This window comes from Pedobacter psychrodurus, from assembly GCF_004331735.1.
GTDB lineage: Bacteria > Bacteroidota > Bacteroidia > Sphingobacteriales > Sphingobacteriaceae > Pedobacter > Pedobacter psychrodurus.
This window is the reverse complement of sequence record NZ_SJSO01000011.1, coordinates 139,150-155,408: the sequence shown is the minus strand read 5'-3', so window position 1 is coordinate 155,408 and position 16,259 is coordinate 139,150. Positions and strand designations below refer to the sequence as shown.

The window sequence follows — 16,259 nt, the reverse complement described above, 5'->3', positions numbered from 1 at the left end:
AATTAACCAGTTTAACAATTTATACAGTTTACCCATTATGTTCAGATTAAACCTAAAAATAGCATTGCGTAACCTATGGAAAAACAAAGGATTTACATTGATCAATGTGGGGGGGCTTGCCATCGGCATGGCCTGTTGTTTAATGTTACTCTTGTATGTAAATTACGAATGGAGCTACGATAAGCAGTATAAAAATGCCGATAAAGTATATTTTGCTGCGTTAAATTTAAAGTTTAACGGTAAACTGGCTACCACAATGGCAGTTCCTAATAAACTGGCCAAAGCTGGGGTTTCAGAATTGCCAGGCATTAAAAGTGCGGCCCGTATTTCGATGAACAATGGTCAGAAATTATATAGCCATAATCGGAATAGTTTTAAACTAATAGGATTTAATGTAGATCCCGATTTTTTAAAAATCCTTGAACAGAAATTTATCTACGGCGATCCAGGGACTGCTTTATCCGAGCCTAATAACGTACTTATAAGCGAATCGACAGCAAAGAAATTATTTGGTAACCAGAACCCAATAGGACAAAGTATTAAATACGATAATAGGGTAAGCTTAAAAGTTAGTGCTGTAATACAAGATTTGCCAAAAAATCAAAGCATGCAGTTTGATGTTTTACAGCCATGGGCTTTTTTTGAGCAAGAAAATCCTTCTGAAAAAAATTACGGTTGGGGAGCAATTACTTGTTTAACCTTATTTCAGCTTAAAGATAATGCTTCTTTAGATGCAACCAATGTAGCACTAAAACACTTCATCGTAAACAAAGAACCCGATTTAAAAGAAATGACCTACGAACCTTTCCTTTTTCCTTTAAGCAAATTTCATTTATACGATGATTTTGACAATGGGAAATCGGTAGGGGGTAAAATTGATCAGTTGCGATTATTTGTTTTTCTGGCCATCTGTGTATTATTTATCGCCTGCATCAATTACATGAATCTTTCAACTGCTAAATCAGAGAAACGTGCCCGCGAGGTAGGTGTTAGAAAGGCTTTAGGTTCGACCAGAAATACAATAATGGGCCAATTTATAATCGAATCGCTTTTGTTGTCGTTTTTAGCAATGTTAATTGCCTTTACACTGCTCGAAGTCTCGTTACCTTATTTTAATAATCTGCTCGATATTTCGATCAAAATTAATTACAATGCTTATCAGTTTTGGAGCGTATTACTTGCTATAGTACTGGTAACTGGTTTGCTTGCTGGTAGCTATCCTGCATTTTACCTTTCATCATTTATACCCGTAAAGGTATTAAAAGGGTTTAAGGGTTCAACTGGTTCATTATCTATCCGCAAAACACTTGTAGTAGTGCAGTTTAGCCTTTCCATTTGCATGATTATTTCAGCAATTGTAATTTACAGCCAAATTCAGCACCTTAAAAATAAGCCCTTAGGCTTTGATCAAACTGCGCTGGCACAGGTCGATTTAGAAGGAGAGTGGACAAAGCCACAGAAGTTGCAAACTTTTAAAAATGAATTGGAGAGGGCAGGCGCCATAATTGCTGCAACAGAATATGCAAGTTCGTTTACAGATGGTGGTTCAATTACTAGCGACATTCAATGGCCAGAAAAGCCCAAAAATGATGTCTCGATTATTAATTATAGAAGTACAGGTTTTGATTTTGCCAAAACAACTGGTGTAAAGATTCTTTCAGGGAGAGATTTTGATCCTAAATTTTCGGCTGATACATCTACATCTCTGCTCCTCAATCAAACTGCTGTTAAAATAATGGGGTTAAAAAATCCTGTGGGTACCGTTATCCATTGGGGCGATAACCCGCCACTTAAAGTGGTGGGCGTGGTGCAAGATTATTCTAACGAATCGCTTGCTTCTAAAATACAGCCAACAGTTTATTATTACAATGTCAAAACGAGTCGAGTTTTGCTGCTTAAACTCAATCCTAAGCAGTCGCTTTCTAATTCAATCGAAGCGATAAAATTGGTAAGTCAACGTTTAAATCCTGCTTATCCAATCGAAGTGAAACTGGTTAGTCAGGGCATGGCCGAAAAACTCCGGAGCGAAAAGTTGCTCAGTGTACTTTCTAATATTTTTGGAGGATTTGCCATTTTCATTTCTTGCTTAGGTTTATTAGGTTTAGCGCTATATACCGCTGAACAGCGCAGTAGAGAAATCAGTATCCGTAAAGTATTGGGCGCCAATCTTTCTGATATCCTGGTCCTTTTGAACAAAGATTTTATGAAACTGGTAATCATATCTAATGTGATCGCTATTCCGGTAGCCTATATTCTTGTTGCCAAATGGCTTGAGAAATATGATTATAAGATTACTATTAATCCATGGCCTTTTTTGCTTGCCCTTTTAACCTCGGTAATTATAGCCATTTTAACGGTAAGCCTGCAAACCTTTAAAGTAGCCAAAGCAAACGCTGTTGATGCACTTAAATATGAATAAACTTACGTATCGGGTTTGGCGTTAGGCGATAAATTTTCGCTAATCTCCAAACGCTTTTCGCTCAACCTTAAAACTATGTTCAAACTCAATTTAAAAATCGCCTGGCGAAATCTTTGGAAAAACAAAGGCTATACCTTGATCAACGTTCTTGGCCTATCTATAGGTATGGCGAGTTGTATCCTGATTTTTATTTTTATCCGTTATCAAATGAGTTTTGATGAAGGCTTTAAAGATCAGGATAGAATTTATCGCATGGTTTCCAGCTGGGATTACAGTGATGGAAACCAGTTTTATTCGCAAGGCGTGCCTATTCCGATTACACCTGCCGTACGAGATGATTTTTCGCCCTATATTGAAAAAGTTTCTGCCATACAAAATAGCGGTGGAATTGTAAAAGTAAACGACCAGCATGGCAAGGAGAAGGTAAAAAGCATAGAGAATGTTTTTTATGTTGAGCCCGATTTCTTCGAGATTTTTAATTATAAATGGTTGTCTGGTAATTATGAATCTTTAAAAGAACCAAACCATGCTGTTTTATCTAAAGAAATGGCTAAAAAGTTTTTTGGAAACTGGAATGATGCTTTAGGTAAGACGATTAATTACGATGGCAACCTGAATTACATTATAACAGGTATTATTGATGATGTACCAGAGAATAATTCTGTTCCATTGCGGATTATGCTTTCTTATAAGTCGCTAAAAGACCGGAATTTAAATAACTGGGGTTCAGTGTCATCTGCATCAGAGAGTTATTTTAAATTGAAGCGCGGAATTAAAATTGAGACATTAAGTGAACCTTTACGGCTGTTTATAAAAAAATATTATACCGAAAAAGCACCTGGTAAAGAGGGACATATCTTTCAGCCCTTGGCTGATATTCATTATAATGAGCGTTTCGGAAATTTTTCAGGCAGAATAATGCCTAAAAAACAGCTTTATGGTTTAATGGTAATCGGTTTATTTTTAATCTTAACGGCTTCTATAAATTTTATTAATCTGGCCACTGCGCAAGCGGTAAGCAGGAGTAAAGAAGTTGGCGTGCGCAAAGTAATGGGTAGCCAAAGAGGGCAGTTGGTAACACAGTTTTTGACCGAAACCTTTATCATCGTGCTAATCTCCTTGTTAATTGCCAGTGTTTTAACAGAGATTGCCTTACCCTCTATGCAAAATCTTTTTAACGCTAAAATATCGTTTAGCTTTTTTCAGCATCCTATTATTTTGGTGTTTATGTTTGTCTTAGTGGTTTGTGTGAGCCTAATCGCAGGCTTTTATCCAGCCGTAATTATGTCGGGTTTTAATCCAGCTTTGGCCATAAAAAACAAAATTTCTGCAAATACAGGTGGTTTGGGCTTAAGGAAGGTTTTGGTCGTGGTTCAGTTTGCCATTACCATCACTTTAATAATTGGCACTTTGGTTATTCTGCAGCAAATGAAGTTCATCAGAGAGCAACCGCTTGGCTTTAATCCAACGGCCATTGCCATGGTCGATTTACCTAATGATAGTTTAACTGTTGAACGTTTTAACCGGTTCAAAGCCCAACTTAAGCAATTGCCAGGGGTAGAGGAAGTGAGTTTTTGTAGAACAGCACCCTCATCGCAAAATAACAATGGAAGCTCCTTTGCTTATAATAATTCGAAAGATGCCGATTTCCAGGTAAATGCAAAAAATGCAGATGAGGATTTCCTCAAAACTTTTGATTTAAAGCTTATAGCAGGGCGAAACCTAAGTAAAAGTGATTCTACTAACGAATTTATTGTGAACGAAACTTTATTGAAAAGATTAAATGTAGCCAAACCTGCTGATGCGTTAGGGAAAATGATTTCATTAGGAGGACAGAAAAAACCAATTGTTGGTGTAGTTCAGGATTTTAAAAATAAAAGTCTGCATGAATCTATTGATCCCATTATTGTGTGTTCGCGTATAGAAAGGTATTATTATGCAGCTGTTAAACTAAATGCAAAGCAAATGATGACTACCATGAAAAGTGTTGAACAGGTTTGGAAAAGCAATTTTCCTGAATTTGTGTATAACGAATCTTTCCTTAACGACGATATAAACAATTTTTATCAGGGAGAAAAAATTATGGGTACGCTTTTTAAGGTATTTGCAGGTACCATTATTTTTATCTCCTTTATTGGTTTATTTGGTTTAATATCATTCGTTGCAGCTCAACGCACCAAAGAAGTAGCCATTAGAAAAGTTTTAGGTGCTTCGACAATTGAATTGGTTAGGATGCTTAACGGATCGTTTCTGATAATGGTTTTTATTGCCAATCTGGTTGCATGGCCACTTGCATACTTATTTATTTCGAAATGGCTATCTGGCTTTGCCTATAGAATCGATATCAGTATCTGGCCTTTTGCACTCGCAATGGTTATTTCGATGGCAATTACTTTGATTACCGTAAGTATCCGCTCGTATAAAGCAGCTGCTGCAAATACTATTGACGCACTTAAATATGAATAACCTTGCGTATAGCGTTTGGCGTTAGGCGATAAATTTTCGCTAAACGCTACCCGCTTTCCGCTAAACCTTGCACTTATGTTCCAGCTCAACTTAAAAATCGCATTACGAAACCTATTTAGAAACAAAGTTTATGCAATCATAAATATTGGTGGTTTGGCTATTGGTTTAACTTCTTGTTTGTTACTCCTGTTATATGCCGGTTATGAGTGGGGCTACGACAAACAATTTAAAAACTCGCCCCATATTTATCAGGCGATGATTAATTTAAACGGCCAGAATGGAGAGGTGATGAGAACAATTGATCAATCTCAGAATGTAATGTTAGGGGCACTTAAACAAGAGTTTCCTGAAGTAATATATGGCGCAAGGGTTACAGATGTATATAAAAGACTGGTGGCAAACGGCGAAGAAAGTTTAAAGCTAAGTAGCAGATACGTAGACGCAGATTTTTTGCAGTTGTTCAACTACGATTTTATAAGCGGAAATCCATCAAAAGCGTTAACCGATCCCAACTCGATTATTTTAACGCAAACTGCTGCAAAAAGGATATTTGGTAAAACTGATGTACTGAATCAAAAAGTGCGTTTCGAAAACCAGGTTGATTTAAAAGTTACCGCAGTAATAAAAGATCTTCCCACCAATGTTACCTATGGCTTTGAATCGTTAACAACATGGACTTTATATGAAAATTTAAATCAATGGCCAAAGAAACCAAATTGGGGAAGCCATGATTATTATACCTTGCTAAAATTAAATGAAAAAACAGATGTAGCTGCTTTTAATTCGAAATTAAAAGGATTTATAAGTCGTCACTTTTCAGCTGCAAAAGAAGATGTATTCCTTTATCCGTTAACAAAACTGCATTTACACGGAACTTTTTTAAATGGTAAAAGTATCGGTGGCAATATTGCGCAAGTTCAATTGTTTGTAGGCTTATCAATCGGTATTTTGCTTATTGCCTGTATCAACTTTATGAATTTAGCCACAGCCAGCACACAAGGAAGGGCAAAAGAAATTGGTGTTAAAAAGACAATGGGTGCATCCAGAACAAATCTGATTTTTCAGTTTATGCTAGAATCATTTATTTTAACCCTCATCAGCATTTTACTTAGCATTATGATGCTCGAATTTAGTTTGCCCATGTTTAATCGGTTGTTAGGCATTGAAATTGTTTTTGATTATTTAAATCCAATCAATTGGCTCTTGATTTTTTGTGTTTTAATCATCACTGGTTTTATCTCCGGAAGCTATCCATCATTTTATCTTTCAGGATTTAATGTTATACAAGCGCTTAAAAAAACTTTGAACTTTAAGACAGGATATGGTTTAACCTTCAGGCAGGTTCTGGTTGTTGTTCAATTTAGCTTTTCGATCGTGTTAATTGCTGCAACGATAACCATTTACAAACAGATTCAGTTTATCAAAAATACGCCTTTAGGTTACAGATCAACCGGTTTGATAGAAATACCGCACGAAGGGATGTTATACGAAAAATTCGATCTTTTAAAAACAAGACTCTTATCCAGTGGGGCTGTAGTTGGCGTAACACAGTCATCAGGCAGTATTTCGAATAAAAATAGCAGCATTAGTGGTTTAGGTTGGGATGGAATGGCCGAAAGTGATAAAATGATAGATTTTGACCAGATTTACACTACTTACGATTTTATTAAAACAACCAATATAAAATTGTTAAACGGCAGAGATTTTAACAGAAAGTTTGCTTCAGACACTGCCGCATTGCTATTGAGCAAGAAAGCTGCAGAGGTGATGCATTTAAAAAATCCAATTGGCGCCAGGGTTTTATATCAAGGCGCTAAGCGAAATGTAGTAGGGGTTTTTGAAAATATAGTTTGGGGAGATCCGAGTAAGGTGGCAGGGCCAATGGTTATTGCCTATGCAGATATTAGTGATGTAATTACAATGCGGTTAAATCCTGTTAAAAGCTTGAGTGAGAGTATTGGTGTAATTGATAAGCTGGTAAAAGAAATAAACCCAAATTTTCCTGTCGAGATAAAATTTATTGATGGTTTAAATGAAATTAAATTAAAAAATGAAAGGATTTTAGGCACTTTGGCTAATCTCTTTGGTTGCCTGGCCATTTTCGTATCCTGTTTGGGGTTGTTTGGTCTTTCATCTTTTAGTACTTCGCAAAGAATAAAAGAAGTGAGCATCCGCAAAATTCTGGGTGCTTCAATTCTAGAACTAATGACCTTGCTCTCATTAAATTTTATAAAATTAATATTTATAGCAATAGTAATATCTCTTCCAATTGCGTATTACATCATGAACGATTGGTTGCAGCATTTCGAATTAAGAGCATCTTTAAGTTTATGGATGTTTGTATTAACTGCGACACTTACTTTGTTGATTTCCATTTTAACAATTACCTGGCAAACCTACCGTGCTGCAAAAACAAATGCTGTTGAAGCACTTAAATATGAATAAGACCGCGTAAAGCGTTTGGCGGTTAGCATGGATTTATCGCTAAACGCCAAACGCTCCACGCCAAACCCTAAAAATATGATACAATTAAATAACATCGAAAAATATTACGCAAACAAAGGCATTAAAAACTATGTGTTGCGTTTGGTTACTACCACCATTAAAAAAGGTGAATTTGTTTCTATTATGGGCCCATCGGGTGCAGGGAAATCTACTTTGCTTAATATTATTGGTATGCTTGAAGAGCCAACTTATGGAACCTATGAGTTTTTGGGAGAGGATGTAACTTCGTTGAATGAACGTAAACGCATTGAACGCTATCGAAATCACATCGGTTTTGTTTTTCAGGCCTACCACTTAATTGATGAGATGACCGTTTACGAAAATATTGAAGCACCATTGCTTTACAAAAAAGTGGGAAGTGCTGAACGGGCAAGTAGAATAGCAGATCTTTTAGACCGTTTTAATATTGTGGCCAAGAAAGATTTATTTCCAAACCAGCTTTCGGGTGGTCAACAGCAATTGGTTGGCATTGCAAGGGCTTTAGCTGCCCAACCATCAATTATTTTGGCCGATGAACCAACTGGAAACCTCCAATCGGCACAGGCAGAAGAAATTATGACCTTGTTTAAAAAGTTAAATCAGGAAGATGGCATTACCATTATTCAGGTTACGCACTCCGAAAAAAATGCGCAATATGGAAATAGGATTTTGCACATCGCCGATGGGGTAGTAAAAGAAGATATAACGGTAGCATAACATAAAATGAAAAATTCGGGATGTGGATTTAAATGTATCCCGAATTTTACATGAAAATTATTTAAAATCTGATGGGACAAGTTTATATACTCCACCAGCCTTGGTTTGCAGTTTAGCTGTTTTATTTTTATAATGGATTAAACATTCGCCACCTCTTTTTGCAACAATAGTACTGGTAGAAAGGCTGTTATTTTGCCATTGCATATCCACCACAAAACCACCTCTTGCAACAAGCCCTTTTATCTTTCCATCTTTCCATTGGCTTGGTAATGCAGGTAATAGTTCTATAAAATCTTCATGGCTTTGCATCAACATTTCGGTAATACCTGCAATTACGCCAAAATTTCCATCTATTTGGAAAGGAGGACAGGCATCAAAGAGGTTATAATAACTTCCACCACCCTCATCGTACCTGGTATCTATATCCGATGTTGGCCGCAATTGGGCGTTTAATATTTTAAATGCCCTATCGCCGTCGTTTAATCTCGCCCAAAGTGCAATTTTCCAGGCGTATGTCCATCCAACACCTCCATCACCTCTCATTTCCAATGATTTTTTTGCCGCTTCTGCTAGTTCTGGTGTTTTATCTTTCGTAATCTGATTGCCAGGGTAAAGCGCATATAAATGTGCTAAGTGGCGATGTTGTATTTCTGGTTCCTTAAATTCATCTGCCCATTCCATTAATCTGCCATCTGAACCTATTTTTGGAGCGGCTAAATGCTGCCTGGCCTCATTTACTTTTTTAAGAAAGTCTGTTTCGTTAATGTTTAAAATGCTGGCAGCTGCCAAAGTGTTGCTGAATAATTCGTTAATCAGTTCCTGATCGTGGGTGGGGCCCATACTAATCTGTACTTTAGCCCCATCGGGAGCTAAAAATGAATTTTCGGGTGATGGTGATGGACCCGACACCAATTTCCCCGTTTTTGGATCTTTTACCAGCCAATCTAAGTAAAACTGACTTGCTTCCTTAAGAATAGGAAATACCTTCGCTAAATAATTTTTATCCCTGGTAAAGGCATAATGTTCCCATAAATGCTGGCACATCCATCCACCACCGCCTACATGCATGCCCCAGCTTGGATGTTCTCCCGGGGCGGTGTAACCCCAAACATTGGTAATGGTGTGCAATACCCAACCTTTCATTTGGTATTGGATTTTTGCTGTACGTTTTCCAGGTTCTAATAACGATGAAACCAGATCAACCAATTGCTCCTGACATTCGGAGAGATTGGTAACCTCAGCCGGCCAGTAATTCATCTGAACATTAATATTGGTATGGTAATCTCCATTCCACGGGGTTTGTATCTGATTGGCCCAAATGCCTTGTAAATTGGCCGGCAAACTTCCTTTACGTGATGAAGATAACAAAAGGTAACGACCGTATTGATAATACAGGCCATATAAGGCCGATTCATTTTGGCTCTGTACATTTTTGGTCATCAGCTCATTTGTGGGTAGGGTATTGTCGCTGTTATTTAAATTTAACGTAGACCTTTTCATGAAAGATGAAAAATCAGTTACATGCCTGTTTCGCAATAATTCGTAGTTTTTGGCAGTTGCATTTGTAGTAACCATATTTAATTCGCTTTCGAAATTTGCATTGGTATAATCTGGATAATGTAACCGATAGTTTGTAGCAGCCGTTAATATAATGGTAACTGAGGTTGCTTTTGTGATCTGCAAAGCGTTGCCATTTGCCTTTAGAGTTCCACCCGTAAGCTGTGGAATAGCATAGGTTTTATAGCGCATGCCATCGCCATTTTTCCCATTATTTAAAATTCCATTCATTACTAGGCGGCCATTTTTGGCTGTCGTTTTAAATCTTTCTGGTCTGCTTAGTGATAACGAAAAAGATAAAGAATTAGGTTTGTCGGCTGTTAACCTTATCACCAAAGCCCGATCTGGAAAACTAGAAAAAACTTCTCTTTTATATTTAACGCCATCTTGTTCGTAACTGGTTAAGGTTATTCCCGTAATCAGATCTAGTTCGCGATAATAATTTTTAAAGTTAGATTTTTTGCCGAAATCTAATCGTAAATCGCCTAAAGTCTGGTAGCAACCAAATGGTACGGTTGCACCATTACCCTGCCCACTACCTTTACCTTTACAAATTTGGGTTTTGTTAGTTAAGTCTGCCGCTTCCTTGTATTTCCCAGCAAAAAGAAGTTTCCTTATTTCGGGAATATATTTAGCTGCATCAGGGTTATCGTTATCGTCAGGACTTCCGCTCCATAAAGATTTTTCGTTAAGCTGTATCCTTTCCTTGTTTACATCACCAAATACCATCGCACCTAAAAAACCATTACCAACAGGCAGTGCTTTTAACCATTCAGGGTCACTTTTCCAGCCATTTGGATTGTCTTTTGTATTCGCGTTAGCTGGAGAGGTATACCAGATTTTATCCTGCTGTTTTGATTGTGACCAAACTGTGCTTGTGGAACAGGTTATCAATATAAAAAAAAGAAAGGGGTATATTTTCTTGATCATAAGTATTTAGTGAGCTATTTATTGATTGTAAGATTAATCATGGTGAAAAACTTCTTCCATATTGCTCCAGGTTTCGCCCTTAGCCGCAGCATCGGGCAATGGGATTTGAGTTGGTGCAGTTTCTTTCCACCAACGCTGGGTAGTGCTATCGGCAGCCATTTTTTTCATATCGGCGGCAAAATCGTTCCCCGTATATTCGAAATAGCTGAAAAGGTATTGCTTACCCTCAATTTCTTTTAAATAAATGGAATAGTTATGAATGTTGCATTCGGTTATTTTTTTTAATACCCCAGACCACACTGCAGCATGTAACTTTTTGTAATAAGCCATCTGTTCGGGCTTCAGACCTGTAATACTGCCATAACGCAGCACCTTGTTTGCTGCATTTGATGATTTGGCTTCTGTTTTTGCAGGTGGATTACAGGCGGAGAAAATTAGCACGAAAGCTAAGGCCAAGAAATATATTGTCTTTAAATTTTTCATTAGAATATTATTTACTTTTTAATGGTTATAAAGCCTTACCTGCTAGCAAGCTGTATCGGTTTATTTAATAACTGGAATGTTTTCGGCGTTTCCGTTTAATTCTAGCACAACAATATAATCTGACTGATTGGTCTGGTGGCTGGGAAGTTGCAGAGAAATAGCATCTTTTTGCTCCACATTAACAGTTTGGTTATTTAACAGGTATGCTTTTTTAACTTTTAAACCTGGAATAGTTTTCAAACTCAGCTTGGCCAGATTGGTATTTAATACATGTAGATAAATTTTATTTCCCTTTCTTGTGGTGGCGTAATCATCATTAGGCTGGTAAGGCCCACCCAATGTGCCATAAATAGCTTCGCCATTTATTTTTAACCAATCGCCAATTTCTTTTAAGCGTTCTATTTGACGGGCTTCGATTCTACCATCAGGCATAGGGCCAACATTTAATAAAAGATTACCATTACCACCTGCTGTTTTCGAAATAATTTCGAGGCATTGTTTTAACGATTTCATTTTATCATTTGGTTTCCAGGCCCATTGGTTACAAATGGTAAAACAGCTTTCCCATGGGGTTTGCATATTTAATTTTCCTACTACTTGTTCAGGCGTGTCGTAATCACCTATCATTTTAGAAGCATCAATGTTTTTATTTTCCATTGCTGCAAATTCTTTTCCCAATCGGTTATTGGTAATTATAGTTGGTTTTAGCTGTTTGAGATAGGCATATAAATCTTTTCCCATTTCATCAGTCCATGGTTTTTCCCATTGTCCATCAAACCAGAGCATATAAGGGTCATATTTGGTAATGAGCTCTTTTAACTGGTTTTTCATGTAAATTAGGTATCTGTTCATATCCGATTTTGGATCGATAGTTTGATTTTTTGACGAATGGATTGGGTAATCAGGATGGTGCCAGTCTAAAACTGAATAGTAAATACAGAACTTAATGCCCTGTTTTTTACAAGCTTCGTTTAATGCGCCAACAATATCTATTTTATAGGGTGTGTTGGTAATGTTGAAGTTGGTATAAGCCGTTGGCCATAAACAGAAGCCATCGTGATGGCGGGCAGTAATAGTTAGGTATTTCATGCCGGCATCCTTAGCTGTTTTTACAATAGCATCAGCATCAAAAAGAACAGGATTAAATTCTTTATATAAATTGTCGTAATCTTCTACCTCCACCTGGTCGCCACGGCTCCAGCCAATTTCGGTACCCCGCAGACTTACCGGACCCCAGTGGATGAACATTCCGAATCGTTTATCCATAAAATCGTTCATTACTGAAGCATCTGTTTTGGTTTGTGCGTTAACACTAAAAAAAGTGGTTAATGCAACGAAGAACAAGAGAAATCTTTTCATATTCATATCAATTTTATTTAAAGCAGACATATAAAACGCCCATTATAGTTAGCAAAAGCACAGATAAAAATTTATAATTTCCTATCCCGCTCCAACCTTTACTTTTAAGGGGTTCCCAAATAGAAGTCCAGTATAAGGCTTCACTTTGAGCGGTGTGTTTTACCGGATAGAGGTAAGAAAATACTACCTGTATAAACACACAGATGCAGAACAGGTAAAAGGCCATCATCATAAAGGGTATATTACCAATTATAGTTTCTGTGCCATATACTTTATTTACTACAAAAACACTGGCCCCAATAATAGAACCCAGCAGCAAAGTATATTGTGCTCCTTTTGCCGATGCTTTTTTCCAAAATACACCCAATAAAAATACGCAGGTAATAGGAGGGGCAATATGTGCTATCACATCATTTATACCTTCGAAAAGACTTTGATAGCTATTTAATAATGGTAAGAGACCTATTGAAACGGCTAAGGCAATACCTGCAGACCAACGGCCTACACTAACTAATTTTTTATCGCTGGTTTCGGGTTTAAATCTTTTGTATAAATCATAACTGCTTAAAGTGGCGATAGAATTTAATGCACCTGCAATTTGGCTCATTAATCCTGATAACAAGGCGGCTACCAAAATCCCCACCAATCCTTTTGGCAGAAGTTGGGTAATCATTAAAGTATAAATGCCTTTGGTGTTTAACACCGTTTCGCCATTGGCGCCAACAGTTTGTAAACTCGATAAATCCATTGTACCAGACTTATATAAAATGTAAGCAAACAAACCTGGTAGTACGAAAATAAAGACCGGTAAAATTTTGATAAAACCGCAGAATAACGAGCCTACGCGGGCGTGGTTTTCATCTTTTGCGCCTAAAACACGTTGTACAATAGTTTGATCGGCACACCAGTACCAAATACCCAAAACGGGATAGCCTAAAAATACAGCTATCCAGCTCATCCCACTCTTATCGCCAATCGGGCGTATCATACTGAGCTTATCCATGGCATTTTCTTTTTGTAGTATAGCTGTCATTTGATCCCAGCCACCAACTTTATTCCATGCAAAAACTGTAATGATAATGGCTCCGGTAATTAGTACCAAACTTTGTATGGTTTCGGTAACCACTACAGCCCTCAAGCCGCCTATAATGGTGTATAGACCGGTTAGCGAAGCAATTACCACTATGCTCACATACATATCTATACCGAATAAAGTTTCGAGTACAATACCACCTGCTAAAAAAGAAAAGGCAATATGAATAATAATGGCCGATAGGATAGAGATAAATGCAAGCCAATCTCTACAGGCACGGTTATATCTCCGTTCTAAAAAGTCGGGTAAAGTAGAAATACCCGAACGGATATAGAAAGGAATAAATAACAAGGCTAAAAGAATGAGGGTAAATGCAGCCATCCATTCAAAATTGCCATTTAAAAGTCCGCTGTCGAATCCACTCTGTGCCAAACTTACCAAATGGAGGCACGAAATGTTTGTTGCAAACAGTGCCAGGCCAATCATAGGCCATTTAAGCGATTTGCCCGCCAAAAAGTATTCCCCACTGGTGGTTTCTTCGTTTTTCTTTTTTCGCGTCCCGGTCCATAAACCTATGGTTACAATAAAAAGTATATAGGCAACGGTAATTACGATATCGATTGTACTGATCATATTTGGTTAGACTTTTCGTTATTTTAAATCACAGCTGCTTCCGGCTTCTTGTGGAGTGATGTAAACTCCGTTTTCAATCTTAATGGGGTTTTTAAAATGTTGTTTTAAATGGGGGATATGTTCCAGAAATAAAGCTTCGTGCCCCATAGCAATATGGTTAAAGAGTACCAGATGCTGATGTAACTGTCCCATGTCGCCAACGTGTGGTACTACGGGCACGCCAAATTTTTTGCATAATAAGCTAATCGTGATGAACTCACTAACACCACCTACACGCACTGCATCTACCTGGGCAAAACCCGTACAACCAGTTTGCAGATAGTTTTTAAAAATAATGCGGTTGGGTACATGTTCGCCCAAAGCCAATTTAACAGGAGCAATTTCTTTGGCCAAAATCTGATGTGCCAATACATCATCTGGGTGCGTGGGTTCTTCGATCCAGAAAGGATTCATATTTTTAAGCTCATTACATATTGAAATGGCTTGTGGCAGTGTCCACTGCTGGTTGGCATCTAACATTACTTTTGAGGTTTCACCAGCAACGTCTCGTACAATGTTTGCCCTTCTAATATCACGTTTAGGATCGGTTGATCCTACTTTAAGCTTCATTGCCGTAAAACCATTGGCTATAGCTTTTTTGCAGTTTTCGCGTACTTTTTCATCGTCGTAGTTAAACCAGCCCACGGAAGTATCATAACCTGGATAACCGATATCAAGAATACTTTCCCTCGATTTTTTGAAATCGGTTTGGCTTTGCAGCATGGTTATTGCCTCCTCTTTAGTGAGTACATCTTCCAGGTAGGAGAGATCGAGTGTATTTACAATTTCTTCAGGACTTAAATCAATCAGGAGTTTCCAAAGCGGTACACCACGTTTTTTTGCCCATAAATCGTAACAGGCATTGGTTACAGAAGCTAATCCTAAATGTACAACACCTTTGTGAGGCCCAAGCCACCTAAATTGCTGTTCGTTTGATAAGGTGCGAAAGGTCTGTCCAAAATCGCTCATCAATTCTTCAATATCTAGTCCCTTTAAAGTATTGGCATAAAATTGAGCAGCATTGCAAACCAAATCGTTACCAGCACCCAGTGTAAAAGCTAAGCCTGTTCCTGTAATGCCGTTTTCGTTGGTTAAATTGGTAACTGCATAAGAGTATTGTGGGTCTTTATGTATGGCATCGCTACCTGCACCGGTTGATAGTTCAAATCGTTTATCGCTAATTTCTATTTTGTTTATCATGTTAGTAATCTGGATTATATGATGGTTCTGTATCCAAGTTCGGCACCACCGCTTACTGGTAAAATAGTTCCTGTTATAAATCTGGCAGCATCGCTCAATAAGAATAGGCAAGCATCTGCAATTACATCACCAGCTGGCATGCTGCCTAACGGTTGGAGCTTATCTAAGTAATGCTGTATTTCTTCTTTATTGGACTGTTCTTTGCTCCATAATTGCAAGGTTGGAGTGTTAATTGCTGCGGGCGAAATCGCATTAACACGTATTTTGTATGATGCATAATCTAGGGCCATGGCTTTGGTTAATGCATTAATTGCCCCCTTTGTAGCTACATAAGCTGCATGATTGTCCTGCCCAATAGTGCCTACCATCGAGCTGGTATTTAAAATACAACCCTTTGTTTTTTTAAGATGCTCGATGCCGTAACGGGTGGTATATAAAATGCTCTTTAAGTTAACATTCATCAATAAATCCCACTCAGCATCTGTAGTTTGATCAAGCGTTTTTGAAGGATGTGCAATCCCCGCATTGTTATGTATGGCATCTATATTACCAAACTTTTGAATGATGGTTTTAAAAGCAGTAGCAATTTCATTTTCATTAACTAGATTGCAGGATATGGCTATTTTTTTTGCTGTTTCGAGTTCATTTAGTTTGTTTTCGGCTATTGGGTTTTTATCAAGGATACAAACAGTTGCACCAGCTTTTGAATAAGCTTTTGCACATTCCCAGCCAATGCCATCGGCGCCGCCTGTTAGTACAATAATTTTATGATGAAGCATGTTGTTTAATTTGGTTAGTATTTATAATAAGCTAAATTATTAAGGAAAAAAGAAATTAACTGAGGTGTAATTTGCTAATAGTGATGTTATATTAGCCTATTTGTTAAATTTGTTTGTCGTAATTGGTAATTTAAGATGTTAAATAGTAAATTAGTTTCTC

10 protein-coding genes are annotated in these 16,259 nt (G+C 37.6%); 4 read left to right on the top strand and 6 right to left on the bottom strand.

Annotated elements, in window-relative coordinates:
* Positions 1-37 precede the first annotated feature (37 nt).
* The 4 genes from EZ456_RS14830 (at position 38) to EZ456_RS14815 (ending at position 8,086) form a co-directional block, all read left to right on the top strand.
* Positions 38-2,419 (top strand): ABC transporter permease, encoded by a 2,382-nt coding sequence (locus EZ456_RS14830; protein WP_131531373.1) that lies wholly within the window; start codon positions 38-40, stop codon positions 2,417-2,419.
* Positions 2,420-2,494: 75 nt separating this feature from the next.
* Positions 2,495-4,885, top strand: a complete 2,391-nt coding sequence (locus EZ456_RS14825) for an ABC transporter permease (RefSeq protein ID WP_131531371.1) — start codon at positions 2,495-2,497, stop codon at positions 4,883-4,885.
* A 75-nt stretch (positions 4,886-4,960) separates the two neighbouring features.
* Entirely contained in the window at positions 4,961-7,330 is a 2,370-nt protein-coding gene (locus EZ456_RS14820) for an ABC transporter permease (protein WP_131531369.1), read from the top strand.
* 75 nt (positions 7,331-7,405) lie between these two features.
* Entirely contained in the window at positions 7,406-8,086 is a 681-nt protein-coding gene (locus EZ456_RS14815) for an ABC transporter ATP-binding protein (RefSeq protein WP_131531367.1), read from the top strand.
* Between the two features lie 57 nt (positions 8,087-8,143).
* On the opposite strand, the gene EZ456_RS14810 is transcribed toward EZ456_RS14815, so the two are convergent.
* From EZ456_RS14810 to EZ456_RS14785, 6 genes are read right to left on the bottom strand one after another with little or no spacing between them, the layout of a single operon-like run.
* Positions 8,144-10,573, bottom strand: a complete 2,430-nt coding sequence (locus EZ456_RS14810; RefSeq protein ID WP_131531365.1) for a glycoside hydrolase family 95 protein — start codon at positions 10,571-10,573, stop codon at positions 8,144-8,146.
* Positions 10,574-10,606: 33 nt separating this feature from the next.
* Complete coding sequence (locus EZ456_RS14805) at positions 10,607-11,056, bottom strand: L-rhamnose mutarotase (protein WP_205945100.1); 450 nt, start codon at positions 11,054-11,056, stop codon at positions 10,607-10,609.
* A gap of 60 nt (positions 11,057-11,116) precedes the next feature.
* Complete coding sequence (locus EZ456_RS14800; protein WP_165501329.1) at positions 11,117-12,415, bottom strand: alpha-L-fucosidase; 1,299 nt, start codon at positions 12,413-12,415, stop codon at positions 11,117-11,119.
* 13 nt (positions 12,416-12,428) lie between these two features.
* Positions 12,429-14,081, bottom strand: a complete 1,653-nt coding sequence (locus tag EZ456_RS14795; RefSeq protein WP_131531361.1) for a sodium:solute symporter — start codon at positions 14,079-14,081, stop codon at positions 12,429-12,431.
* 18 nt (positions 14,082-14,099) lie between these two features.
* Entirely contained in the window at positions 14,100-15,320 is a 1,221-nt protein-coding gene (locus EZ456_RS14790) for an enolase C-terminal domain-like protein (RefSeq protein WP_131531359.1), read from the bottom strand.
* A gap of 14 nt (positions 15,321-15,334) precedes the next feature.
* Positions 15,335-16,099, bottom strand: coding sequence for an SDR family NAD(P)-dependent oxidoreductase (locus tag EZ456_RS14785; protein ID WP_131531357.1), 765 nt, complete (start codon positions 16,097-16,099; stop codon positions 15,335-15,337).
* Between the last annotated feature and the right edge of the window lie 160 nt (positions 16,100-16,259).

What these genes read in the sequence shown, in the direction of transcription:
- EZ456_RS14830 (WP_131531373.1), top strand. Translation starts at nt 38, where the DNA reads ATGTTCAGATTAAACCTAAAAATAGCATTGCGTAACCTATGGAAAAAC.
- EZ456_RS14820 (WP_131531369.1), top strand. Translation starts at nt 4,961, where the DNA reads ATGTTCCAGCTCAACTTAAAAATCGCATTACGAAACCTATTTAGAAAC.
- EZ456_RS14800 (WP_165501329.1), bottom strand. Translation starts at nt 12,415, where the DNA reads ATGAAAAGATTTCTCTTGTTCTTCGTTGCATTAACCACTTTTTTTAGT.
- EZ456_RS14825 (WP_131531371.1), top strand. Translation starts at nt 2,495, where the DNA reads ATGTTCAAACTCAATTTAAAAATCGCCTGGCGAAATCTTTGGAAAAAC.
- EZ456_RS14815 (WP_131531367.1), top strand. Translation starts at nt 7,406, where the DNA reads ATGATACAATTAAATAACATCGAAAAATATTACGCAAACAAAGGCATT.
- EZ456_RS14785 (WP_131531357.1), bottom strand. Translation starts at nt 16,099, where the DNA reads ATGCTTCATCATAAAATTATTGTACTAACAGGCGGCGCCGATGGCATT.
- EZ456_RS14795 (WP_131531361.1), bottom strand. Translation starts at nt 14,081, where the DNA reads ATGATCAGTACAATCGATATCGTAATTACCGTTGCCTATATACTTTTT.
- EZ456_RS14810 (WP_131531365.1), bottom strand. Translation starts at nt 10,573, where the DNA reads ATGATCAAGAAAATATACCCCTTTCTTTTTTTTATATTGATAACCTGT.
- EZ456_RS14790 (WP_131531359.1), bottom strand. Translation starts at nt 15,320, where the DNA reads ATGATAAACAAAATAGAAATTAGCGATAAACGATTTGAACTATCAACC.
- EZ456_RS14805 (WP_205945100.1), bottom strand. Translation starts at nt 11,056, where the DNA reads ATGAAAAATTTAAAGACAATATATTTCTTGGCCTTAGCTTTCGTGCTA.